General features: G+C 67.2%; 20 protein-coding genes. 11 read left to right on the top strand and 9 right to left on the bottom strand.

The features are described 5' to 3' along the window. Window positions 1-4: 4 nt before the first annotated feature. From H8M03_RS04560 to H8M03_RS04550, 3 genes are all read right to left on the bottom strand, one after another. Window positions 5-1,810, bottom strand: coding sequence for a DUF885 domain-containing protein (locus H8M03_RS04560; RefSeq protein WP_187480559.1), 1,806 nt, complete (start codon window positions 1,808-1,810; stop codon window positions 5-7). A 98-nt stretch (window positions 1,811-1,908) separates the two neighbouring features. Continuing rightward, window positions 1,909-2,364: an NfeD family protein gene (locus H8M03_RS04555; protein WP_187480558.1), complete on the bottom strand. Its 456-nt coding sequence runs from the start codon at window positions 2,362-2,364 to the stop codon at window positions 1,909-1,911. Then, a complete protein-coding gene (locus H8M03_RS04550; RefSeq protein WP_425506862.1) occupies window positions 2,364-3,320 on the bottom strand; it encodes an SPFH domain-containing protein in 957 nt (318 codons plus the stop codon). Before H8M03_RS04550 ends, H8M03_RS04555 begins: the two co-directional genes overlap by 1 nt. Window positions 3,321-3,404: 84 nt before the next feature. Between H8M03_RS04550 and H8M03_RS04545 the strand changes: the two genes are divergently transcribed. Genes H8M03_RS04545 through guaB form a run of 6 tightly spaced genes read left to right on the top strand, consistent with a single transcriptional unit; the run spans window position 3,405 to window position 9,918 of the window. Further along, window positions 3,405-4,199: an HpcH/HpaI aldolase/citrate lyase family protein gene (locus H8M03_RS04545; protein WP_187480556.1), complete on the top strand. Its 795-nt coding sequence runs from the start codon at window positions 3,405-3,407 to the stop codon at window positions 4,197-4,199. Further along, window positions 4,196-4,663, top strand: coding sequence for an NUDIX domain-containing protein (locus H8M03_RS04540; protein WP_187480555.1), 468 nt, complete (start codon window positions 4,196-4,198; stop codon window positions 4,661-4,663). Before H8M03_RS04545 ends, H8M03_RS04540 begins: the two co-directional genes overlap by 4 nt. Window positions 4,664-4,710: 47 nt before the next feature. After that, a complete protein-coding gene (locus H8M03_RS04535; protein WP_222931898.1) occupies window positions 4,711-5,499 on the top strand; it encodes an N-formylglutamate amidohydrolase in 789 nt (262 codons plus the stop codon). Continuing rightward, window positions 5,496-7,337, top strand: coding sequence for a peptidase MATCAP family protein (locus H8M03_RS04530; protein ID WP_187480553.1), 1,842 nt, complete (start codon window positions 5,496-5,498; stop codon window positions 7,335-7,337). Before H8M03_RS04535 ends, H8M03_RS04530 begins: the two co-directional genes overlap by 4 nt. Before the next feature lie 5 nt (window positions 7,338-7,342). Then, a complete protein-coding gene (locus H8M03_RS04525) occupies window positions 7,343-8,386 on the top strand; it encodes a glutathione synthetase (protein WP_187480552.1) in 1,044 nt (347 codons plus the stop codon). A 53-nt stretch (window positions 8,387-8,439) separates the two neighbouring features. Next, complete coding sequence (gene guaB, locus H8M03_RS04520; protein ID WP_187480551.1) at window positions 8,440-9,918, top strand: IMP dehydrogenase; 1,479 nt, start codon at window positions 8,440-8,442, stop codon at window positions 9,916-9,918. Here guaB and H8M03_RS04515 read toward each other — a convergent pair. Next, window positions 9,915-10,358: a DNA polymerase III subunit chi gene (locus H8M03_RS04515; protein ID WP_187480550.1), complete on the bottom strand. Its 444-nt coding sequence runs from the start codon at window positions 10,356-10,358 to the stop codon at window positions 9,915-9,917. The genes guaB and H8M03_RS04515 overlap by 4 nt on opposite strands. A 7-nt stretch (window positions 10,359-10,365) precedes the next feature. Continuing rightward, entirely contained in the window at window positions 10,366-11,826 is a 1,461-nt protein-coding gene (locus tag H8M03_RS04510; RefSeq protein WP_187480549.1) for a leucyl aminopeptidase, read from the bottom strand. A gap of 143 nt (window positions 11,827-11,969) precedes the next feature. On the opposite strand from H8M03_RS04510, the gene H8M03_RS04505 reads away from it, so the two are divergent. The 4 genes from H8M03_RS04505 to rsmA all read left to right on the top strand — a co-directional run bounded on the left by H8M03_RS04505 (window position 11,970) and on the right by rsmA (window position 17,501). Continuing rightward, window positions 11,970-14,225 (top strand): LPS-assembly protein LptD, encoded by a 2,256-nt coding sequence (locus tag H8M03_RS04505; protein WP_187480548.1) that lies wholly within the window; start codon window positions 11,970-11,972, stop codon window positions 14,223-14,225. 67 nt (window positions 14,226-14,292) lie between these two features. Then, complete coding sequence (locus tag H8M03_RS04500) at window positions 14,293-15,660, top strand: peptidylprolyl isomerase (RefSeq protein WP_246449098.1); 1,368 nt, start codon at window positions 14,293-14,295, stop codon at window positions 15,658-15,660. Window positions 15,661-15,672: 12 nt separating this feature from the next. Continuing rightward, window positions 15,673-16,689 carry a 4-hydroxythreonine-4-phosphate dehydrogenase PdxA gene (gene pdxA, locus H8M03_RS04495; RefSeq protein ID WP_187480547.1) on the top strand — a complete coding sequence of 339 codons (1,017 nt, stop codon included), beginning with the start codon at window positions 15,673-15,675 and terminating at the stop codon, window positions 16,687-16,689. Continuing rightward, window positions 16,686-17,501, top strand: a complete 816-nt coding sequence (rsmA, locus tag H8M03_RS04490) for a 16S rRNA (adenine(1518)-N(6)/adenine(1519)-N(6))-dimethyltransferase RsmA (protein WP_187480546.1) — start codon at window positions 16,686-16,688, stop codon at window positions 17,499-17,501. The genes pdxA and rsmA overlap by 4 nt, the downstream gene beginning before the upstream one ends. Here the strand turns inward: rsmA and H8M03_RS04485 are convergent. The 3 genes from H8M03_RS04485 to H8M03_RS04475 form a co-directional block, all read right to left on the bottom strand. Then, window positions 17,498-17,992, bottom strand: a complete 495-nt coding sequence (locus H8M03_RS04485) for a tetratricopeptide repeat protein (protein ID WP_246449097.1) — start codon at window positions 17,990-17,992, stop codon at window positions 17,498-17,500. The genes rsmA and H8M03_RS04485 overlap by 4 nt on opposite strands. 27 nt (window positions 17,993-18,019) lie before the next feature. Beyond that, a complete protein-coding gene (locus H8M03_RS04480) occupies window positions 18,020-19,195 on the bottom strand; it encodes an RsmB/NOP family class I SAM-dependent RNA methyltransferase (protein ID WP_187480944.1) in 1,176 nt (391 codons plus the stop codon). A gap of 264 nt (window positions 19,196-19,459) precedes the next feature. Next, the gene (locus H8M03_RS04475) at window positions 19,460-19,699 is read right to left on the bottom strand and encodes a YgaP family membrane protein (protein WP_187480544.1); all 240 of its coding nucleotides are present in this window, start codon (window positions 19,697-19,699) and stop codon (window positions 19,460-19,462) included. Between the two features lie 175 nt (window positions 19,700-19,874). On the opposite strand from H8M03_RS04475, the gene H8M03_RS04470 reads away from it, so the two are divergent. Beyond that, entirely contained in the window at window positions 19,875-20,399 is a 525-nt protein-coding gene (locus tag H8M03_RS04470; protein ID WP_187480543.1) for a general stress protein, read from the top strand. Window positions 20,400-20,524: 125 nt separating this feature from the next. On the opposite strand, the gene H8M03_RS04465 is transcribed toward H8M03_RS04470, so the two are convergent. Continuing rightward, window positions 20,525-21,124, bottom strand: a complete 600-nt coding sequence (locus H8M03_RS04465; RefSeq protein WP_187480542.1) for a hypothetical protein — start codon at window positions 21,122-21,124, stop codon at window positions 20,525-20,527. Between the last annotated feature and the right edge of the window lie 277 nt (window positions 21,125-21,401).

Below are 21,401 nucleotides of genomic sequence, written 5' to 3'. Positions count from 1 at the left end.
CTCCTCATTGCGCCTTCACCTGCGCGATATAGGCGTCGACGTTTTTCGCCAGCACGTCCAGCGGCACGTTACCGCCCAGCAGCACCGTGTCGTTGAACGCCTTGATGTCGAACCGGTCGCCAAGCGCGGTCTTGGCGCGCGTGCGTTGCCGGTCGATCTCCTGGTGCCCCATCTCATAGCCCAGCGCCTGGCCCGGCCAGCTCAGGTAGCGGTCGACCTCGCTCTCGTTGGGATCGCCCAGCGCCTGGTCGAAGAAGTCGCGGGCCTGTTGGCGGGTCCAGCGCTTGTGATGGATGCCGGTGTCGACCACCAGCCGCGCGGCGCGAAAGGCAATGGAGTCGAGATAGCCCAGCCGCCCGACCGGGTCGTCGGCATAGACACCGAATTCGTCCGCCAGCTGTTCCGAATAAAGCGCCCAGCCTTCGGAGTAAGCGTTGAAGCTGAGCAGCGAGCGGATGAGCGGAAGCTTGTGCTCATATTCGCCCTGCCAGACGTGGCCGGGGATGGCCTCATGATGGGTCAGCGTCGGCAGGTTGTACCTGCGATGGTCGAACCCGGGTTTAAGGTTGATCCAGAAACGCCCGGGGACGGTGCCGTCGCGCGAGCCCGCGCCGCCATAGGCGCCGGCGGCGCCTTCCTCTTCCTCGGGCGGAAGCCGCCGCACTTCGACATTGCCGCGCACCAGCGTGTTGAACATTTCCGGAGTCTTGGCGCGGATGGCGGCGATGCGCTGGTCGAGAAAATCGATCAGTTCCTTGCGCCCCGCGTCGGTCTCGGCGAACTTGAAGCGCGGGTCCTTGGCCAGCTTCTTCATCCGCTCGCCGACCGGCCCGTCGGCATAACCGAGTTGCTTGAGGATGACGTCCTCCTCGGCATGCAAGCGGGCCAGCGTGTCGAGTCCAAGCTGGTGGATTTCGTCCGGGCTCATCGTCGTCGTGGTCGAGGCTTTCGCCGCCCAACGGTAATAATCGGAACCCATCGGCCGCGCCCACATGCCGGCTTCGTCGGTGGCGACCGCGCGCTGGGCCTGCAGCTCGGCGATCTGCCGTTCGAGCGCCGGGGCGATTTCGCCGGTCACGATTGTCCGGGCCCGCGCGGCCCAGTCGCCGGGAATGTTCTCCTTCTTCGCGCGCGAGGCGAGCGAGTCCACCAGGCCGCCGCCCGAGCGCGCGCCCTTGGCCGACAGGTCGAGCTGCTTGAGCGCCTTGTCGATGAGGAAGCGCGGCGGGACCATGCCCATCGCGCGGGCCGACCGAAGGCGCTCGAGCTCCCCGTCCAGCTGGCGGGCGAAGGCTTGCAGGCGCGACAGATAGGCTTCCGCGTCGGCAGCCGTCTTCACCGGATGATCGGAATCGAGGAAGCGCGGCACGTCGAGGTAGGCGCCGGCGTTCTGGATGACGACGTAGGGGGCGTTGCGCCAGCTGCCCACGGCGACTTCGCCGAACGGGAAACGATAGCCTTCCAGCGCCGTCGCGTAGGCGCTGCGCACCACTTCGAAGTTGGTCCGCGTCTCGAAGCTCAATCCCGTGGTGTCGAACGCCTGTGCGCGCGCCAGGTCAGCGCGCAGGACGTCGGCGATATGCCGCTGTCCAGCCGGGCTGAGGTCGGTCAATTCAGAGCGCAGCGCGGCGCGGGCGCCGGTGTCGATCCCTTGCGTCGTCGCGCGCTCCGGGAACACTTGCAGCAGGTTCTCCGCCATCGCGTCGAGCAGGGCGGTCGCTTCAGCTTCGGTGTGGACGGTGGCGGGGGGAGTGGCGGCTGCGACCGGCACGGCCGCCGCCGGCATCGGCGTGATCACCGCATTTTGCATGCACGCGGACAGCAGCGGGACGGGCGCAAGGACAGCGAGCGCGGCAAGCCGATGCAGGCCGCGGTTGTGGTGGGGCTTCACGGGGACGGTTCTCCGGATCAGGACGCGGGCAGTTGCCGTTCAAACTCGACGATTAGGCAGTTTCCTTCAACCCCGGTGATGCGGACCTTGTCGCCGGGTTGCGCGGGGCCGCCGCGGGCGCTCCATTCGCTGTCCCCGACGCGGACCCGGCCACCGTCCTCGTCCACCGGCTGGACCACCAGCACGCGCCGGCCGATCAGCTGCGCGGTGCGGTCGTTGAGCCGGGCGTCGACCTGGCTGTCGCCCTTGACCGCATAAAAGCGGCGGCCGGCGAACACCGCCAGCAGCGCGTAGATCGCGAACAGGCCCAGTTGCCCGGCAATGCCGATCGGGAAGAGCAAGGCGAAGAGGCCGGTGACGATCGCCGCAATGCCGATCCAAAACAGGAACACGCCCGGGGCGACCATTTCGAGCGCCAGCAGGACGATCCCGCCGATCGCCCACAGCCAGCCCGGTGCAATGTCGTCCAGCATCAGCCTTCGATCCTCGGGATACGCGCTTTCGTCGCGGGCTTGGCCGGATCGGCCGGCGCCTTGGTCTCGCCGAATACATCTCGGGCCAGCTCGCCGATCCCGCCCAGCGTGCCCATCAGCTGCGTCGCCTCGACCGGGAACAGGATTGTCTTGGCGTTGGGCGACGTGGCGAACTTGCCCAGCGCCTCGACATATTTCTGGGCGACGAAATAGTTGATCGCCTGACCGCTGCCGGCCTCGATGGCGTCGCTGACGACCTTGGTCGCGGTCGCTTCCGCCTGGGCCGACCGCTCGCGCGCCTCGGCCTCGCGGAAAGCCCGCTCGCGCTGGCCTTCCGCCTGCAGGATTTGCGATTGCTTCTGGCCCTCGGCACGGAGGATCTCCGACTGACGCGACCCTTCGGCTTCCAGAATCTGCGCGCGCTTTTCGCGTTCGGCCTTCATCTGCCGGGTCATCGCGTTGACGATATCGGCGGGCGGGCGAATGTCCTTCACCTCGACGCGGGTGATCTTGACCCCCCACGCCTCGGTCGCTTCGTCGACCACGGCCAGCAGCCGCGCGTTGATCTCGTCGCGCTTGGACAGGGTTTCGTCGAGGTCCATCGACCCCATCACGGTGCGCAGGTTGGTGGTCGAAAGGGCCATGATAGCGGAATACAGGTCGCTAACTTCGTAAGCCGCCTTGGCAGGGTCGAGCACCTGAAAGAAGACGACGCCGTCGACGCCGATCATCGCATTGTCCTTGGTGATGATCTCCTGCCCCGGAATGTCGAGCACCTGTTCCATCATGTTGATGCGCCGCCCGACCCGGTAGAAGAAGGGCGGGACGAAGTTGAAGCCGGGCTCGGCGACGCGGACGAACCGCCCGAAATGTTCGATCGTGAAGCGATAGCCCTGATGGACGATCTTGACGCTCATGATCACGAACAGCAGCGCCAGGGCGGCGATTGCGCTCATTAGGGTAACCAGCATGTCATTCCCCGCTTGTGTCTTGGCCCATGATGCTTTGTGAGGGGCGCGAACGGAAGGAAAATCGGGGTCATGACCAGTCTTGAAGCCGTCCGCTCGGTCCTTTTCCTGCCAGCGTCCAATCCGCGGGCCATCGACCACGCGCGAAATTCCGCCGCCGGCCTCGTGATTCTCGACCTGGAAGACGCGGTGAAACCGGACGCCAAGCACAGCGCGCGCGATGTCGCCGTGGAGGCTGTCGCCGGTGACTGGCCGATGCCCGTCGCGATCCGGATCAACAGCGTGGGCAGCGAATGGCATTCGCTCGACATCGACGCGGTGGCGCAGTCGAAGGCCGCGTTCGCGGTCCTCCCGCGCGCATCGTCCGCGCATCTTGCCCGCGAAGTCGCGGGGGCGGTGTCGAAGCCTTTACTGGCGATGATCGAGACTGCCACGGGCGTGCTTGCAGCGGCCGAGATCGCGCCCGCATGCGCGGCGCTGATCGCCGGCACGAACGACCTGCGTGCCGACCTGCGCGTGCCCGATGGCGCCAGCCGCGACGGGATCTCCGCGAGCCTGCAGATGATCGTGTTGGCCGCCCGCGCTGCGGGCATTGCCGCGTTCGACGGTGTCTACAACCAGCTCGACGACCTCGATGGCTTGGCCGCCGAATGCGGCCAGGGCCGCGCGCTCGGGTTTGACGGCAAGACGCTGATCCATCCCCGGCAGATCGAAACCTGCAACCGGGCCTTCGCGCCCGGCGAGGGGGAACTGGAACGCGCGCGGCGGCTTGTTGCCGTCTATGACGGCGGAGCGGAACGGTTCGAAGACGAAATGATCGAGCGAATGCACATCGACGCGGCCAAACGCCTGCTTGGCAACGCGTGAAGACGCTCATCGACGGCGCGCTCCGGCTCGCGCTCACCGCGGTTCAGAAAATGCGTACCGGCTGGTGGTTCGTCCGCCGCCCGCAAACGCTTGGCGCGCATGCGATCGCCCTGACCCCGGCGGGCCAGCTGGTGCTGGTCAAGCTGCGCTACGCGCCCGGCTGGCGCGTGCCCGGCGGCGGCCGCAAGGCCGATGAGGAGCCGGTGAAGGCCGCCTTGCGCGAATTGCGCGAAGAAATCGGCATGCACGCACACGGCAGCGCCGACGCCGTCTGCGACCTTGTCGAAGAAACGGATTTCCGGCGCGATACCTGTTCGCTGGTGCTGGTCCGCGACGTTGCATTCAAGCCGCGGCGCTGGACTCTGGAAGTGCAGGACGTGCGCGCCTTCGACCTCGATGCGCTACCCACCGATACCAGCGACCAGACCCGCCGGTGGATCGCCGCTGCCCGGGACGTGCTGTAGAAAATTCCGCGGGCGAAACTGATCCGGTCCCCATGCGCTATGGGACCATGGCACGCACAATCGAACGCTGGTGGACCGTCCAGCAGGGTCCCGGCCCGATCATCGCCACGGCCATCCACGACGGCCACGGCCTGCGCCCCGAAGCGGCAGAGGCGATGGCCCTGTCCGATCTCGATCGCCTGCGCGAAGAGGACCCGTTCACCGGCCAGTCGGTCCAGGACGTCGAAACCCACGTCATCGCTCACCTTTCGCGGTTCGAATTCGACCTCAACCGCGAGGCTGCGGAGGCGGTCTATCGAACGCCGGAGCAAAGCTGGGGCCTCGAAGTATGGAAGGCCGAACCAAGCGAGGCGTTCGTGGCCAGATCGCTGGCGCTGCACACCGAATATTATCGCATGCTCGGCGCCCTGCTCGACGGGGTCGCGGCGCGGCACGACAAGTTCGTCGTCATTGACGTCCACAGCTACAATTACCGGCGCGATGGCGCGGATGCCGATCCGACGCCGCAGGACAAGGCGCCGGACATCAACATCGGCACCTTTTCAATGCCACGCGAGCAATGGGCGTTCCTGCTCGACCCGTTGATGGAAGCGATGGCCGGCTTCGACTTCAACGGCCGCAAGCTCGACGTGCGCGAAAATGTCGCGTTCCAGGGCAAGGGCGCGCAGACCAGGTTCATTCACGAACGCTATCCGCAGCAGGGTTGCGCGATCGCGCTCGAGTTCAAGAAGTTCTTCATGGACGAATGGAGCGGGCAGCCGGACGAGGCCGAGCTCGACGCGATGCGCCGCTTCATCCGCTTCACCGCCGACAAATGCGAGGAGCTGCTCGCGTGAGTGCGAGGCCCCGGCCGAAACTGGTTTCCGATTCCGACGTCCTGAGCTTCGGCCCGCGCGGCGAGCTGCGCGAGGCGTTCGCGACCAGCGGGCGGGTGCACATCGACCGCTGGCTGCCGCTGCTGGTGCTCAACTGCACCGACAATCCCGACGACAGCCTGGCCCGGCAAGTGGCGGTCAACAGCCCCGCCTATCTGATCTGGTCGCCGGCCGACCGCGACGAGGCCGAGTCCGCGCTGGAGGCCGTGCTGCACCGCCTGCATCGCGAAGTCGGGCGCGTGCTCGTGATCGAATTGCATGACGAGCACCAGGAGCAATTGGCGGAGGATTCGCCCAAATTGCCATCCTTCGACGTCGCCATCGGTGCGACCGGGGGCAAGAGCGGGCAGGCGGCGCTCAACGCGCTGAAGAAATCGCTCGGCGTGATGAAGGTGAACTTCCGCAATCCGGACATCACCATCGTCGATCCGGGCGAGCCGATGCTGGCGTGCGACGACGAATGCGACCGGCTGACACTAACCGTGCCGCAGGTCCATCGTTCCCCGGACGGACAGCTTTACCCGCAGGTCGAGCACGAACTGGCGGCGGCTTTCTCGGAATCCCTGCTGTGCGCGGTTTCGGCTTTCGTCGGGTCGGTTTCCGACCGCACGCCGCCGCACCATCGCGCGCTTGGGCGGAGCGCGATCCTCGCCGCGGCACTCAAGGCCGACAAGAAGCTCGATACTCTTGCCCGAAGCTACGATTTCCTGCTGTCGATCTCGCCGATCAACACGGCCGAGGCGCGCGACGAATTCTTCGCCGGCGGCGCGCAGGCCGAACCCGACTTCCGCTACCGGCCGCTGACCGTCGATCCCGACACCGTCAAGCGCGACCTGTACGCCATCGACCTCAGCGTGGTCGAAGACCTGCTGCTTGAACGGATTTTGCGCGAGAAGCGGCGGGAGATCGACATGCAGCTGACGATGCTGGAGACGCGCAGCACGCAGGCGTTCCGCCCGGCCTCGATGATGCTGTACGGGCCGGTCGGCGGAGACCTGCTCGCTGCGGCGCACAACATCCTCGATGAGTTGAAGCCCGCCGGTATCCGCACGAAGTCGGTTGAGGCGCACGCCATCGCCGACAAGGCGCGCGAACTGATCGCTTATTATCGCAATGCCGATCCGCGTTTTCAGGCCAAGGTCGAAGTGCGCGACGACGTGTCCGGCCTGCTCGTGTCCGGCGACAAGCTGATGATCGCCAGCGACACCAGTATTTCCGACCACCGGCTCGACCCGCTGCTGGCGCATGAAGTCAGCGTTCACCTGCTGACCTACTTCAATGGCGCGACGCAGGGGATGTCGATCTTCCGCACCGGGCTGGCGCATTACGAAGGCATCCAGGAAGGGCTTGGCGTGTTCGCCGAATGGGCCGTCGGCGGGCTCACGGTGCAACGCCTGCGGCTGCTCGCCGGCCGGGTTCTCGCGGTCGAGGCAATGACCAAGGGCGCGACCTTCGTCGACGTCTATCGGCTACTTAACGGCGACTGCGGCTTTGCCCGCCGAAGCGCGTTCAACATCACCGCGCGCGTCTATCGGTCGGGCGGTTTGGCCAAGGACGCCATCTACCTGAAGGGTTTCCTCGAAATCATCGGACGCGTCGCAACCGGTCACTCTCTCGAGGCGTTCTGGCTTGGTAAAATCGCTCCGGAACATGTCGAGGCGGTGGACGAACTGCTGGAGCGCGGGCTTCTTCATCCGCCGGTGTTCGTTCCCGAGTTCCTTGGCCGGGAGGGGGCGCAACGCCGCATCGACCGCCTGCGCCATGGCGAGACCTTCGACCGCTTACTCGAACTGGAATGACTGCCTTGCTGATCGCATTTTTCATCAACGACCTGGAACGTGAATATCCGGGCTACACCACCACTGTCCTGGCGCATCAGGCGATCATGCGCGGCCACCGCGTCTGTTACATGACGCCGCACGATTTCGTGCTTCAGCCCGACGATAGCCTGTGCGGCCACGCCCGTTTCCCGGCGCAGAAAAAGTATAAGGACCGCGAGGAGTTTTTCGCGGAACTGAAATCGCCCAAGTGCAAGCTGGAGCCGGTCGACATTTCCGAAGTCGACGTTCTGATGTTGCGCAACGATCCGTCGATCGATTCCGAAACGCCATGGGCGATGGAAGTCGGTATCCTGTTCGGCCGCGAAGCCGCCAAGCGCGGTGTCATCGTCCTCAACGATCCCGACAGCCTCGGTCGGGCGATCAACAAGCTCTATTTCCAGAGCTTCCCGTCCGAAGCCCGCGCCGAAACCCTGATCACCAAGAACGAATCCGACATCAAGGCCTTCGCTAAGGCGCATAAGAACAACATCATCCTCAAGCCGCTGCAGGGGTCCGGCGGGTCGGGGGTGTTCAAGCTGGACGATTCCGCCAAATCCAACCTCAACCAGATGATCGAGGCGATCGGCCGCGACGGCTACATCATCGCCCAGGCCTACGTGCCGGCGGCGAAGAAGGGCGACATCCGCCTCTTCCTGATGAATGGCGTTCCGCTGCAGATTGACGGCAAGTATGCCGCGCTGCGCCGGGTCGCGTCGAAAGACGACATCCGGTCCAACATCCACGCCGGCGGGACCGCCGAAGCGGTGGAGATCGGCAAGACCGAACTGAAGGTCGCGGAGTTGATCCGGCCGAAACTGGTTGCGGACGGCATGTTTCTTGTCGGTATCGACATCGTCGGCGACAAGATCCTCGAGGTGAACGTCTTTTCGCCCGGCAACCTCGGCAGCTGCTCGCGCCTGGCCGGCGTCGACTTCTCCGTGCCGATCCTCGAAGCGATGGAGCGCAAGGTCGAAATCGCCAAGGACTATTCGCAGGCCTTCGACAACCGGCACCTGGCGGTCCTGTAAGGGGTTCGGCCCTACGCCCTTGGCGAATCGCGCGTCATTTGCCATGGGCCGATATGGCCGACCTCCAAAACGCATCCGACATCCCGCTGGGGCTCACGTTCGACGACGTGCTCCTGCAACCGCTCGAATCCTCCGTCCTGCCCAGCCAGGCGGATACGCGCACGCGCCTGACGCGCGAAATACCGCTGAATATCCCCGTCCTGTCCTCTGCGATGGACACGGTGACCGAAGCCGACATGGCGATCGCCCTTGCCCAGCTGGGCGGGATCGGCGTGTTGCACCGCAACCTGTCGGTCGAGGAGCAGTCGGCGGCGGTGCGTGCGGTCAAGCGCTTCGAAAGCGGCATGGTCGTCAACCCGATCACCATGCGCCCGGACCAGAAGCTGGCCGAAGCGCTGGAGCTGATGAAGACCCACCGCATCAGCGGCATCCCGGTGGTCGAACAGTCGGGCAAGCTGGTCGGCATCGTCACCAACCGCGACGTTCGCTTCGCCGAAAACATGCGCCAGCCGATTTCGGAGCTGATGACCCGCGACAATCTGGCCACGGTGCGGATCGGCACCAGCCAGGAGGAGGCGATGCGCATTCTCCATCAGCGTCGGATCGAAAAGCTGCTGGTGGTCGACGACGATAGCCGCTGCGTCGGGCTGATCACCGTCAAGGATATCGAAAAGGCCGTCGCCGCCCCCAATGCGACCAAGGATGCCGAGGGCCGGCTGCGCGTCGCTGCGGCGACGACGGTCGGGGACAAGGGCTTCGAGAGGTCGCAAGCGCTGATCGATGCGGGCTGCGACTGCATCGTCATCGACACCGCCCATGGTCACAACATCGAAGTCGGCAAGGCGGTCGAGCGGGTCAAGGCCATCTCGAATTCGGTCCAGGTCATCGCCGGCAACGTGGCCACCGCCGAAGCCGCGCGGGCGCTGGCCGGGGCCGGGGCCGACGCGATCAAGGTCGGCATCGGGCCGGGCTCCATCTGCACCACCCGGATCGTTGCCGGCGTCGGGGTGCCGCAGCTGACCGCGATCATCGAAGCGTCGAAGGCCGCGGCCGAAAGCGGCGTGCCGGTGATCGCCGACGGCGGCATCCGCACCAGCGGCGATATCGCCAAGGCGCTGGCCGCGGGAGCCTCTACGGTAATGGTCGGATCGCTGCTGGCCGGGACCGAGGAAGCGCCGGGCGAGACGTTCCTGTACCAGGGGCGGGCGTACAAGTCGTATCGCGGCATGGGCTCGGTCGGCGCGATGGCCCGCGGCTCGGCCGACCGGTATTTCCAGCAGGACGTGGCCGACCAGCTGAAGCTGGTGCCCGAAGGGATCGAAGGGCAGGTGCCCTACAAGGGCCCGGTTCGCGAGATCGTTCACCAGCTGGTTGGCGGGGTGAAGGCGGCGATGGGTTACACCGGCGCCGCGACGATCGAGGACTTGCAGAAGCGCGCGCGTTTCGTCCGGATCACCAACGCCGGCCTGTCCGAAAGCCATGTCCACGACGTGTCGATCACGCGGGAAGCCCCCAACTACCCGACCCGCTAGCCGCTGGCCTTCTCGTTCCAGCGGCCGCCTTCGTTGGCCCAGTAATGGCGTTCGACCCCGTCGCGCGTGCCCAAGGCCTTCCACGCCTTGCGAGCCTCGCCGATCGTGTCCTCGTCAAACAGGTAAAAAGCGCGCGTGAAGGACAGGGCCGCGTCGCGCCAGTGCCCGTCGGCGATCAGCAGGTTGCGGGCGCGGTTGGCGTTGTCGGCGCTGGCGGACAGCAGCACCGGCTGACGCGCGTCGTCGGCTCCGCCGGACAGGCCATGGGGCAGGAAGCTGGTCGGGCCCTGGTCCCATAACAGCCGGTCGAGCCGTACCAGTTGCGCCTCGTCATCGGCGACGACCAGCAGCCGCTCGTCGTCCCTGAGCAGTTTCTCCGACAGGCTGGCGATGACCTGCTCCATCGGGGTAGCGCCGAGCTGGTAGAAGTCGACGCGCACCGCTGGCTCAGCCTTCGAGCTGGTCGGCTACGTACTGGTCGAGCAAGCGCACGCCGAACCCGGTCGCACCCTTGTCGTAGGTAGCCGCTGCCTTGTCGGCCCAAGCCATGCCAGCGATGTCGAGGTGCGCCCAGCGCACGCCGGCGTCGACGAAGCGCTTGATGAACTGAGCGGCGGTGATCGATCCGCCTTCGCGCGGGCCGACGTTCTTCATGTCGGCGATCGGCGAATCGATCAGCCGGTCGAACGGGTCGCCAAGCGGCATGCGCCACAATTTGTCGCCCGACCGGTCGGCGGCTTCCATCAGCTCGGCGGCCAGCCCGTCGTCGGGAGTGAACAGGCCGGCATATTCCTTGCCCAGGCTGATGAGGATGGCGCCGGTCAGGGTCGCAAGATCGATGATCGTCGCCGGTTCGTACTTGCGCTGCACGTAAGTGATGGCGTCGGCCAGCACGAGGCGGCCTTCGGCGTCGGTGTTGATGACCTCGATCGTCTGGCCCGACATGCTGGTGACGACGTCGCCCGGACGCTGGGCATTGCCGCCGGGCATGTTTTCGACAAGGCCGCAGATGCCGATGATGTTGGCCTTGGCCTTGCGCATGGCCAGCGCTTTCATCGCTCCGGCCACCGCGCCGGCGCCGCCCATGTCCCATTTCATCGCTTCCATGCCCGCGGCCGGCTTGATCGAAATGCCGCCGGTATCGAAGGTCACGCCCTTGCCGACGAAGGCGGTCGGCTTGTCGCCGTCCGTGCCGCCGTTCCAGCGCAGGACCAGGAGGCGCGCATCCCGCACAGAGCCCTGGGCCACGCCAAGCAGCGCGCCCATGCCCAGTTCCTTCATCTGCTTGCCGTCGAGGACCTCGATCTGGACGCCCAGCTTCGACAGGTCCTTGCACCGCTCGACGAAGGTTTCGGGGTAGATGATGTTGGCCGGTTCGGTGACGAGGCTGCGGGTCAGGTCGATGCCTTCGCTGACCGGTTCCCAGCGCGATTTCCACGCCTGTTCCGCGCCGTCGCCGCCGCCGACGATCGTCACCGTCTTCAAGGTCGGCTTCTGCTTGTCCTTCATCTTGGTGCGATAGCGATCGTAACGCCACGACCGCAGCACCGCCGCAAGCGCGACACGGGCGGCGAGGTCGGCGCCATAGTCGAGCCCGCCGAGGTCGATGACCGCCTCGCTTTCGCCAGACGTCAGCAATTGCGCGGCGGCCGCCCCGCCAAGCCTTTCCGCTGCCTTGGCCGGATCGTCGCCGACGCCGACTACCACCGCCCGGCGCGAGGTGCCGCCGTCGTCGACGAAGAGGTCGGCGGTGGTGCCAAGGTCGCCCTCGAACCGCTGCCGCTTCAGCGCTGCTTCCGCCTTGGCCGTATCGCCGAGCGAATCGAGCGCCGGACGCTTGCCCCCGATCGAGGGGATGACGAGCGCATAGTCTCCGGCCGGCCGGCTGTCGGCGAATTGGATTTGCATGTCGGGTCGATGTCCTTCGGATTGCTTGGCTTTGCCGGGCCTTTAAGCCGCGCGGGCGTGGATGGCAAAGGCAGTTGCGAGGTGAAACCCAAGCGTTGTCGCGCGCCCGACAAGGTGCGATAGGCGCTGCGAGAGCGAGTGTGATGGGGTGTGGGTTGCGGAAGCGAAAGCCGTGGCGGCTGATCTGGTGGACTGCGCTTCCGCTGGCAGGGATGGCTGTCCCGGCCCGCGCCGTCGACGTGCAGCCCGTGCCGGAGCCGGTAGCTGAGGTCGAGCCCGCCGCCGGCGAAGTGGTCGAATTCACCGCCGACCAGGTCGCCTACGACAGCGGCAGCGAGGTCATCACCGCCCTTGGCCAGGTGCGCATGCAGCGCGAGGGCAATTACGTCGCCGCCGACAAGATCACCTGGAGCCGGGCGAGCGGGCAAGTGCTGGCCGAAGGCAATGTGGTGGTCATCAATCCGCAGGGCGACCGGCTGGTCGGCGAGCGGGTGGAGCTATCCGACACGCTGCGCGACGGCACGATCGACAATCTGCTCGTAGCGCTGGAAAGCGGCGGCCGCATCGCCGCTGCCCGGGGCACGCGCTCGGGCGAGATCATCACCCTCGACAACGCGGTCTATTCGCCCTGCCCGGTGACGACCGAGGGCGGCTGTCCCAAGCGGCCAAGCTGGATGATCACCGCCGCGCGCGTGGTTTACGACCCCGCCACCGGCCGGGTGCGCTTTCGCGGCGGCCGGCTGCAACTGTTCGGCATTACCTTGCCGCTGTTGCCGATCTTCAGCGTCGGTGCGGACGGGGAGGGCGCCACCGGGTGGCTGTCGCCCGAACTCAAGATCAGCCGCAACAACGGCTTCGAAGTCGCCGTGCCATATTATCTGCGGCTCGGCCCGAACCGCGATTTCACCGTCACGCCGCACATCTACACCGGCACCCTTCCGGCGCTCGGCGCCCAGTATCGCGAACTCAACAGCCTCGGCGCCTTCCAGGCATCGGGTTTCCTTGCCTACAGCGAGGTCGAACGGTCCAGTCTCTTCGGCTCCGTCCCCGAAGACGAGGACCGCGACCGCCGGCTCCGCGGCTATTTCGCCGCCAACGGCAAGTTTCAGCTCGACCCGCTGTGGAGCGTCACCGGTTTCCTGCGCGCCGCGACTGACAAGACGGTGACCCGCCGCTACGACATCACCCGCGACGACCGGCTGCGCAATTTCGTCAACGCCGAACGGATCAGTCCCGACAGCTACATCTCGATCGCCGGCTGGGCGTTCCAGGGCCTGCGCGCCGATGACGAGCAAAAGCAGATCCCGATTGCCCTGCCGGCGATCGACGCGCGGTGGAACATCGAGCCGCCCGCGCTGGGCGGCAACCTGCAGTTGCAGGCCAATAGCCTCGCCATCCTGCGAATCGACGGCCAGGACACGCAGCGGGCCTTCGCCAGCGCCCGCTGGGACATTCGCCGGCTGACGACCATGGGCCAGCAGCTGATGCTGACCGCTTATGCCCGCGGCGACGTTTATCACACCGACGAGGCCGGCGAGACTCCGGTCGCCATCTACCGCGGCACCGATGGATGGCATACGCGCGGCATCGCGGCGCTGGCCGCCGACGTGCAATGGCCGCTGATCGGTTCCTTCCTGGGCGGCGTGCAGCGGATCGTGCCGCGGGTACAGGTGGTGCTGACCCCGCCGACGCCGAACCTGTCGATTCCCAACGAGGACGCGCGCTCGGTCGACCTCGAAGACAGCAACCTGTTCGCGCTCAATCGCTTCCGCGGCTACGACCGGTGGGAAGACAGTTCGCGCATCACGTACGGCGCCGAATGGCACTATACGCGGCCCAATCTGGCGGTCAGCACGGTGATCGGCCAGAGCTACCGGCTCAACCGTCGCCCGGGCATCTTTCCCGAAGGCACCGGGCTGACCGACCGCCTGTCCGACGTCGTCGGCCGGACCAGCATCCAATATGGCCGCTTCCTTGATCTCACCCACCGCTATCGCGTCGACAAGGATAATTTCGCGGTTCGCCGCAACGAGCTCGACCTGACCATCGGCAGCCTCGAGACCTATGCCCAGATCGGCTATCTGCGGCTCAACCGCGACATCGACCCGACGATCGAGGATTTGCGCGACCGGGAGGAGCTGCGGCTGGCCGGGCGGGTCAAGTTCGCCCGGTATTGGTCGATCTTCGGCGCCACCGTGCTCGACCTGACGAACACCGACGAAGACCCGTTTTCGCTGGCCGACGGCTATGAGCCGGTCCGCAACCGCATCGGCGTTGCCTATGAAGACGATTGTCTGGAGCTTGGCCTTACCTGGCGTCGCGACTATGAGCGGCTCGGCGAGTTCCGCAAGGGCACGACCTTCGCGCTGCAATTCAGGCTCAAGGGCCTTGGCCGCTAAGCCTGCGTTCAGCAGGGGAAGCTAGACGGATTTTTTGCGGATTTGTTTGAGCAATAAGGGAAAAATCGTGGTGGTAGTTACTGAATTCCTGCGGGCGCGGGCCCGGCTGGGCATGGTTGCACTGGCACTTGGCGCTGCGACCACGGCGGTCGCGCAGACCAGTGACGTGCAATCCGCGGCGCCCGCCCGGCGCCCCCTCGACCTGCCGGAAAACCCGCAGCTCTACGGCACCACGCTCCCGTCGGTCGTCAAGGCGACGGCCATCATCAACGGCGAAATCATCACGCAGTCGGACATCGACCAGCGGCTGGCCTTCCTGGCCGTTGCCAACGGCGGGTCCATTCCGGCCGAACAGATCGACGCCCTGCGCCAGCAGGTGCTGCGCAACCTGATCGACGAGACGCTGCAGATCCAGGCCGCCAAGACCGAGGAAATCGAGGTCACCGATCGCGAGATCGACCGGACCGTCGAGCGCGTCGCGCAGGAAAACAACCAGACGCCGGAAAAGCTGGCCGAAGTGCTCAAGGGCTACGGGTCGTCGATCCGCTCGCTGCGCCGCCAGATCAAGGGCGAGATCGCCTGGGCCCGGCTTCAGCAGAAGCGCATCGAGAGCAACGTCAGCGTCGGCGACGAGGAAGTGCAGTCGGTGCTCGACAAGCTCAACGCCGCCAAGGGCACGGACGAGTATAAGGTCGGCGAGATTTATCTCGCGGCGCCGGGGGGCGACAACAGCCGCGCGGTCGCGGTGGCCAACCAGATCCTCGACCAGTTGCAGAAGGGCGCGTCGTTCGCCGCTTACGCCCGTCAATATTCCGAAGCGTCGACCGCGGCAGTCGGCGGCGATCTCGGCTGGGTCCGCCCGGCCCAATTGCCGACCCAGATTGCCACGGTCGTGCAGCAGATGCGGCCCGGCCAGGTCAGCCGGCCGGTGCCGGTCCCCGGCGGCATTTCGATCGTCATGGTCCAGGATGCGCGCAAGGTGCTGGTCGCCGACCCGCGCAACGCGGTGCTGAGCCTGAAGCAGGTGTCGATCAGCTTCCCGGCCGGCATGACTCGCCCGCAGGCGGAACCGATCATCGGCCGCTTTGCCGAAGCTGCCCGTAACGTCGGCGGCTGCGGCGGCGCGGACAAGATCGGCGACGAATTCAACGGGGAGGTCGTGACGAACGACGACGTCAAGCTGCGCGACCTGCCGCCCGCGCTGCAGGAGATCATGCTGCCGATGCAGGTCGGTCAGTCCACCCCGCCGTTCATGGCCGGCGGCGACCTGTCGGACGGCGCGCGCATCCTGGTCATCTGCGGTCGCGATGAAGTGGCGCCCGGCGCGCCGACCTTCGACCAGGTCTATGCGCAGCTCAACGAAGAGCGGGTGAACCTGCGGTCGCGGCGCTACCTGCGGGACCTGAGGCGGGACGCGATCATCGATTTCCGCTAGGGGCGGCGCGTGATGCGTGACCCCCTGTCCCGGCCGCTTGCGGTTTCGCTTGGCGATCCCGCCGGTATCGGGCCGGAAGTGGTCGCCAAATGCTGGGACAATCGCGACCGGTTCGGGCTGCACCCGTTCGTGGCCATCGGCGACATCCGCGCCCTGCGCGCGGTGTGGGACGGCCCGATCACCACCATCGACGACCCGCGCGAGGCGGAAACCGCCTTCGACGTCGGCCTGCCGCTGCTGCAGATTCACTCCCCGCAGGAAGATCGGCCCGGGCACCCCAGCGTCGCGGGCGCGCATTGCTCCCTCGACGCGTTGGAAATCGCTGTCGGCCTTGCGCGCTCGGGCTCGGCCGCGGCGGTCGTCACCGGTCCGGTGTCGAAGGAGCAGCTTTACTCCATCGGCTTCAACCATCCCGGCCAGACCGAATTCGTTGCCGAACGCTGCGGCATTGCCGCCGGCAACGTGGTGATGATGCTGGCGGGCGAAAGCCTGCGGACCGTGCCGGTCACCACGCACATCCCGCTTCGCGACGTGCCGGATATGTTGACCGCCAGACTGATCGAATCGCGCGGTCGTACGACCTTGCGCGGGTTACAGCGCAATTTCGGCATCGCCGAACCCCGGCTCGCCGTGACCGGCCTTAATCCGCACGCCGGGGAGGGCGGAATGCTCGGCCGCGCGGAAATCGAGGTGATCGAACCGGCGATTGCCGCGCTTCGCGCCGATGGCTGGCGCGTGACCGGCCCGCATCCCGCCGACACGCTTTTCCACGAGACGGCGCGGGCGCGCTACGACGCGGCCCTGTGCATGTATCACGACCAGGCGCTGATCCCGGTGAAGGCGCTGCACTTCGCCGACGCGGTGAACATCACGCTGGGCCTTCCGATTGTCCGCACCGCGCCCGATCACGGAACGGCCTTCGATATCGCCGGGCAGGATCGTGCCGACCCGCGGCCGATGGCCTCGGCGCTGCGCCTGGCCGCTTTCTGCGCGACTCAGCGCGCCGCCGCCGCCACCGCCGCCGCGTGACGCCGCCCGAGCCGCTTCGGGACGTCATTGCCCGCCATGGGCTGCAGGCCAGCAAGGCGCTGGGCCAGAACTTCATCCTCGACCGGCAATTGCTCGCCCGGATTGCGGCCATCCCGGGCGAAATCGCGGGCGATACAATCTATGAGGTCGGCCCCGGACCCGGTGGGCTGACCCGTGCCCTGCTGGATCGCGGTGCCCGAGTGGTGGCGGTGGAACGCGATCCGCGGTTTCTGCCCGCGCTCGCCGAACTCGGCGCCGAATATCCCGGCATGCTGGAGGTGATCCATGCCGACGCGATGCGGATCGACGAGCCGGCGCTGGCAGGTCGCGGCGCGCGTGTCGTGTCCAACCTGCCCTATAATGTCGGCACCGCGCTGTTGCTGCGCTGGCTGACCGCCGACTGGCCGCCGTGGTGGCAGTCGCTGACGCTGATGTTCCAGAAGGAGGTCGCCGACCGCATCGTCGCGCCGCCTGGCGGCGGCAAGTTCGGTCGCCTGTCGGTGCTGGCCCAGTGGCGCTCGCACCCCAGCGTGGCGATGCAGCTCAGCCGCTCGGCCTTCGTGCCGCCACCCAAGGTCGCGTCGTCCGTGGTGCACATCGTCCCTGGCAACGCGCCCAAGGATGTCGCGGCGCGGTCGATCGAACAGGTGACGGAAGCCGCATTCGGGCAACGCCGCAAGATGCTTCGCTCCAGCCTCAAGTCCGTGCCCGCGGCGCTGGCCGCGCTGGAGCCGCTGGGGATCGATCCGCAACGGCGCGCGGAAACGCTCGCGGTCGCCGATTTTGTCGCGCTGGCGCGCGAGCTGGGCTAGTTTTTCTTGGTGACTTCCGGCGTGGTGGCCGACGCGACCGTCGGGCCGCGGTTGATCGCCGCAGTCAGGTCGGTCACCTGACGGCATCCCGACGCGCACAGCTGCTGGATCTTGGCCAGGTTCTGGCGAGCCCGCGGCAGGGCGCCCAGTTCGACCATCGCTTCGCCCTGGACTTCTAGCGCGGTGACGTCGTTGGGCTCCAGCTGAAGCGCCTCGTTGGTCAGGCGGATGGCCTTGCCGAACAGCTTCTGCTGCTTGGCGACGCGGGCCAGGTCGACAAAGGCCGCGCGGTTGCGCGGATCGACCGCCAGAGCGGTTTCCAGGATGTCGGCGGCTTCGGTCAGCTTGCCGGCGGAGAAGAGCGCTTCACCCTGCTGCTGTAAGGTGATCGATTGCGGCAGGATCTGATTGTCCGGCCGCTGCCCGACCACCGGGCTCGCAAGCATCACCGCTGCCGCCCCAAGCGCCAGAAAACGCACCGAAATCTTCATTCCATTCTCCATCGGTCGCGACGGTTCCTAGCATGGCTTCATAAAGCGTGCGACGAAAAAGCCGTCAGTCTGGTCTTTGGCCGGGGTGAGCAGCCGGCCGGGGCCGTCGGCACGCCCCGCGCCATCGAGCACGTCCTGCGCGGTCCAGCCTGAACGCAGCCCTAAGAAGCGCTGTGCCTGGCCGGCACCTTCGGCCCGCAACAGGGAGCAAACAGCATATACCACCGCGCCCCCCGGACGGACCAGTTCGGAGGCAAGGTCGAGCAGCCGTTCCTGGACGTCGACCAGCCGATCGAGCCGATCCGGCGTTAGCCGCCACCGCGCCTCTGGATTGCGGCGCCACGTGCCGCTTCCGGAACAGGGCGCGTCGACCAGCACCAGGTCGGCCTGCCCGCGCCAGTCGTCCAGGTCGTCGAGCTCGCGCGGCGGGTTGATCAGGCGCGGCTCGATTTCCGCCCCGGCGCGCTCTGCCCGCGGCGGCAGCTTGGCCAGCCGGTTGCGGTTGGAATCGCTGGCCAGGATCGTCGCCGCGGGGGCCGCGGCGGCGAGCGCCAGTGCCTTGCCGCCCGCGCCGGCGCACAGGTCGAGGATGCGCATCCCGGCCACGGGGGCGCAGGCGAGGGCGATCAGCTGGCTGCCTTCGTCCTGCACTTCGATCAGGCCGTCGGCATAAGGACCGTTGTCGTCGATGCGGCTGTCGGCGGGCAGGCGCAGGCCCCACGGGCTCAGCCGGGTCGGCACGGCATCGGGAAAGGCCCGCAGCATGGCGTCGCGGTTGGTCCAGGCGGCGTTGACGCGCAGGTCGAGCGGCGCACGTTCAACCAGCGCCGGCCATTCGTCGTCACTGACCAGCGGCGACAACTCTGCCTGCAACCAGGCGGGGACGATCCCGCCGGGACTAGCCGGTTCGCCCTCGATCAGCGGGTCCGGACCGCGCGGTTCGCCGAACAGCGGCTGCATGTCGGGATCGTCGCCGGCCAGCCCAACGATCGCGGCCCGGCCGCTGGCCGGCCGTTCGCCGGTGCGGCGGATGGCCCGGAACACCAGTTCGCGGACCGCCCGGCGATCCTTGGACCCGGCATAGCGGCGGGTCTTGAAATAACGCGTGACGATGGCGTCGGCGGGCGGTCCGTCGTCGCGGGCCGACGCGGTGACCAGGTCGAGGATTTCGGCCGCGGCCTGGAGGCGGGCGGCGGGGGTCATCGGGCGGTGCGATACGGGGCGGACGTCATCGTTGACGCCCAAGCACAGATGGACGGCGGTGGCGAGCCGTTCCGGGCCGAAGCCCCAATGGCGAGCCGGTGGCCGAGCGCCGCAGCGCCGCTTCGCCGCGGCTGTTCAGAGGGGGTGGCGACGCCGCCGGAGCTCGCTAAAGTTCAGCGACGCCGCCTGAGTCCCCGTTTGCGCCCAGCGGGTTAGCCAAGCGTGAGCGGACATGGTTAAAATGCCCGATCGTCCCGCAGGCCCTTAAAGCCCGGAGCGGTCGTCCGTGGTCGAATAGGACTGTTCCTGCACCGACGTGTCGATGTTGGCGAGCTTGTACGCCGGGCACCGCGCGAGCAGGCCGGTGGCGATGAGCACGGCGGCAAGCAGGCCGACGATGATCGCCGCGGTGCCTTGTACCGCGCCGACGAAGATCAGGACGGCAAGCCCGATCCCGATGACAATCCGCATGATGCGGTCTTCCGGTCCGACATTCTTGAGCATGGCAAACTCCCGTCGCTTGAAGCGGGACGGAGGCTAATCCCATCACCGGCCAAATCAAGGGACGCCGCCGCGGCGCCGACAATCGGCAGGGCGCGGCGGAACGGAGCCTTGGCGCGACTGTTGACCGGCTACGCGGGCGGACTGTTGTCGGCGCAATCCCATCGGGAGAGTAAGCATGAGTGACCGCACCGTATCCGCCGTGTTCGACAGCAGCGACGAAGCACAGGCCGCCGTTTCCGAACTGCGCAGCGCCGGTTTCGACGAACAGTCCATTTCCATCATCGGCCAGCATGGCGAGCAGGTCGACGCCGATAGTGACGGCGACGGCCTCGACGAAGGCGGCGCGGTCAAGGGCGCCATCGGCGGCGCGGTCGGCGGCACGTTGCTGGGCATTGCGGCCCTGGCCATTCCGGGCGTCGGTCCGTTCGTTGCCGCCGGAGCCATCGCTTCCGCCGCCATTCCCGGCGCGGCCGCGATCGGCGCCGGTGCCGGCGCCATCACCGGCGGCCTGGTCGGCCTGTTGAGCGACCATGGCGTCGAGGACGACGACGCGGCCTATTACGAAGAGCGCATCAACGACGGCGGCATCTTCGTGTCGGTCGACAGCGAGAAGGGCAACGGATCGCCGGACGAGGCGCGCGAGATCCTGTTCCGCAACGGCGGCCACAACGCCACCCGGGCGCGCACCGCCTCGGTCTAGGCTAAGCGGGGCGGGGCGCCATGTGCGTCCCGCCCCCGCCTGTACCCTGACCTTCGCGGTCGGGCCCACCGGCGACCCGGCCAACCGGCCGAAGCCGGGGCCGGGGCATGGCGAGCCCGGCGGGGTCAGTCGACCCGCTGCGCGGCGCCGCGCCTGATCGCTTCGGCGAGCAGGGCGTTGAACCGCGGCTGCGCTTCGCGGGCGAGGCGCGCCTGTTCGCTGCCCATCGCGGCCTGCCGGTTGCCCAGCGCCGCCTGTTGCCGGCCAAGCGCCGTTTGCTGTTCGGCCAGGCGCGACTGTTCTTCGCCAAGGCGGACCATGTCGGCGACGGTGGCGGTCGCCATCCGGCTGCCCAGCCGCCCCTGCTCCGTACCCAAGGCCGCCTGCTTTTCGCCCAGCTTAGCCTGTTCTTCGCCAAGCGCGCCCTGACGCCGGCCAAGGTCGTTTTGCGGCGCCATGATCGCGCGCGCCTGGTCGAGCAAGGCGGCGTCGCGGATGACGTAAGCGGCGCCGTCGCGGCGGATGTAGAGCAGCGGGCCCTTGCCGGCGCGGAAGGTGCGGGCGTGCCCAAGATCGGTGCCGTTGCCGCTCATCACCACCTCATCCCCGCCATCGGCGAGATAGACGTAGCTGGCGTCGCCGTCCGAACTGCCGGCGGCCGCGGCAAGCGCGGGGACCGCGGCGGCGGCGGCAAGACTGGCGAGCAGGGGAAGCAGGACACGCATAAGACACCTCGTTCGACTGAATGACGACGCAGGAGTGCTACAAATGTAGCGCAGAGTCAAATCGCGAGCGGCGGACCGGCCAAAAGTCACAAAAGTCGCACTCACTACGCGCGCGCACGCGAGGGCGGGTGCGGGCGGCGCGGGGATTGCGGGGAGGGATGGCGCGGCGACGATCCCAGGATGCCGCGCGCGTGGATGGCTGAGGTGCATTCGCCAAGCGAAGCATGAAATGGGGTGTGTAGGAAAGCATAAGCTGCCGAAGCCAAGACTACTTGGC

The organism is Sphingomonas sabuli (assembly GCF_014352855.1).
GTDB lineage: Bacteria > Pseudomonadota > Alphaproteobacteria > Sphingomonadales > Sphingomonadaceae > Sphingomicrobium > Sphingomicrobium sabuli.
The sequence above is the reverse complement of the archived record's forward strand: the minus strand, read 5'-3'. Positions and strand labels throughout refer to the sequence as shown.

Coding starts and splice junctions, on each gene's coding strand:
- H8M03_RS04465 (WP_187480542.1), bottom strand. CDS start 21,124: ATGCGTGTCCTGCTTCCCCTGCTCGCCAGTCTTGCCGCCGCCGCCGCG.
- H8M03_RS04550 (WP_425506862.1), bottom strand. CDS start 3,320: ATGAGCGCAATCGCCGCCCTGGCGCTGCTGTTCGTGATCATGAGCGTC.
- H8M03_RS04560 (WP_187480559.1), bottom strand. CDS start 1,810: ATGCAAAATGCGGTGATCACGCCGATGCCGGCGGCGGCCGTGCCGGTC.
- H8M03_RS04485 (WP_246449097.1), bottom strand. CDS start 17,992: ATGAAGATTTCGGTGCGTTTTCTGGCGCTTGGGGCGGCAGCGGTGATG.
- H8M03_RS04480 (WP_187480944.1), bottom strand. CDS start 19,195: ATGACCCCCGCCGCCCGCCTCCAGGCCGCGGCCGAAATCCTCGACCTG.
- H8M03_RS04505 (WP_187480548.1), top strand. CDS start 11,970: ATGGGGTGTGGGTTGCGGAAGCGAAAGCCGTGGCGGCTGATCTGGTGG.
- H8M03_RS04475 (WP_187480544.1), bottom strand. CDS start 19,699: ATGCTCAAGAATGTCGGACCGGAAGACCGCATCATGCGGATTGTCATC.
- H8M03_RS04555 (WP_187480558.1), bottom strand. CDS start 2,364: ATGCTGGACGACATTGCACCGGGCTGGCTGTGGGCGATCGGCGGGATC.
- H8M03_RS04470 (WP_187480543.1), top strand. CDS start 19,875: ATGAGTGACCGCACCGTATCCGCCGTGTTCGACAGCAGCGACGAAGCA.
- guaB (WP_187480551.1), top strand. CDS start 8,440: ATGGCCGACCTCCAAAACGCATCCGACATCCCGCTGGGGCTCACGTTC.
- H8M03_RS04535 (WP_222931898.1), top strand. CDS start 4,711: ATGGCACGCACAATCGAACGCTGGTGGACCGTCCAGCAGGGTCCCGGC.
- H8M03_RS04545 (WP_187480556.1), top strand. CDS start 3,405: ATGACCAGTCTTGAAGCCGTCCGCTCGGTCCTTTTCCTGCCAGCGTCC.
- pdxA (WP_187480547.1), top strand. CDS start 15,673: ATGCGTGACCCCCTGTCCCGGCCGCTTGCGGTTTCGCTTGGCGATCCC.
- H8M03_RS04510 (WP_187480549.1), bottom strand. CDS start 11,826: ATGCAAATCCAATTCGCCGACAGCCGGCCGGCCGGAGACTATGCGCTC.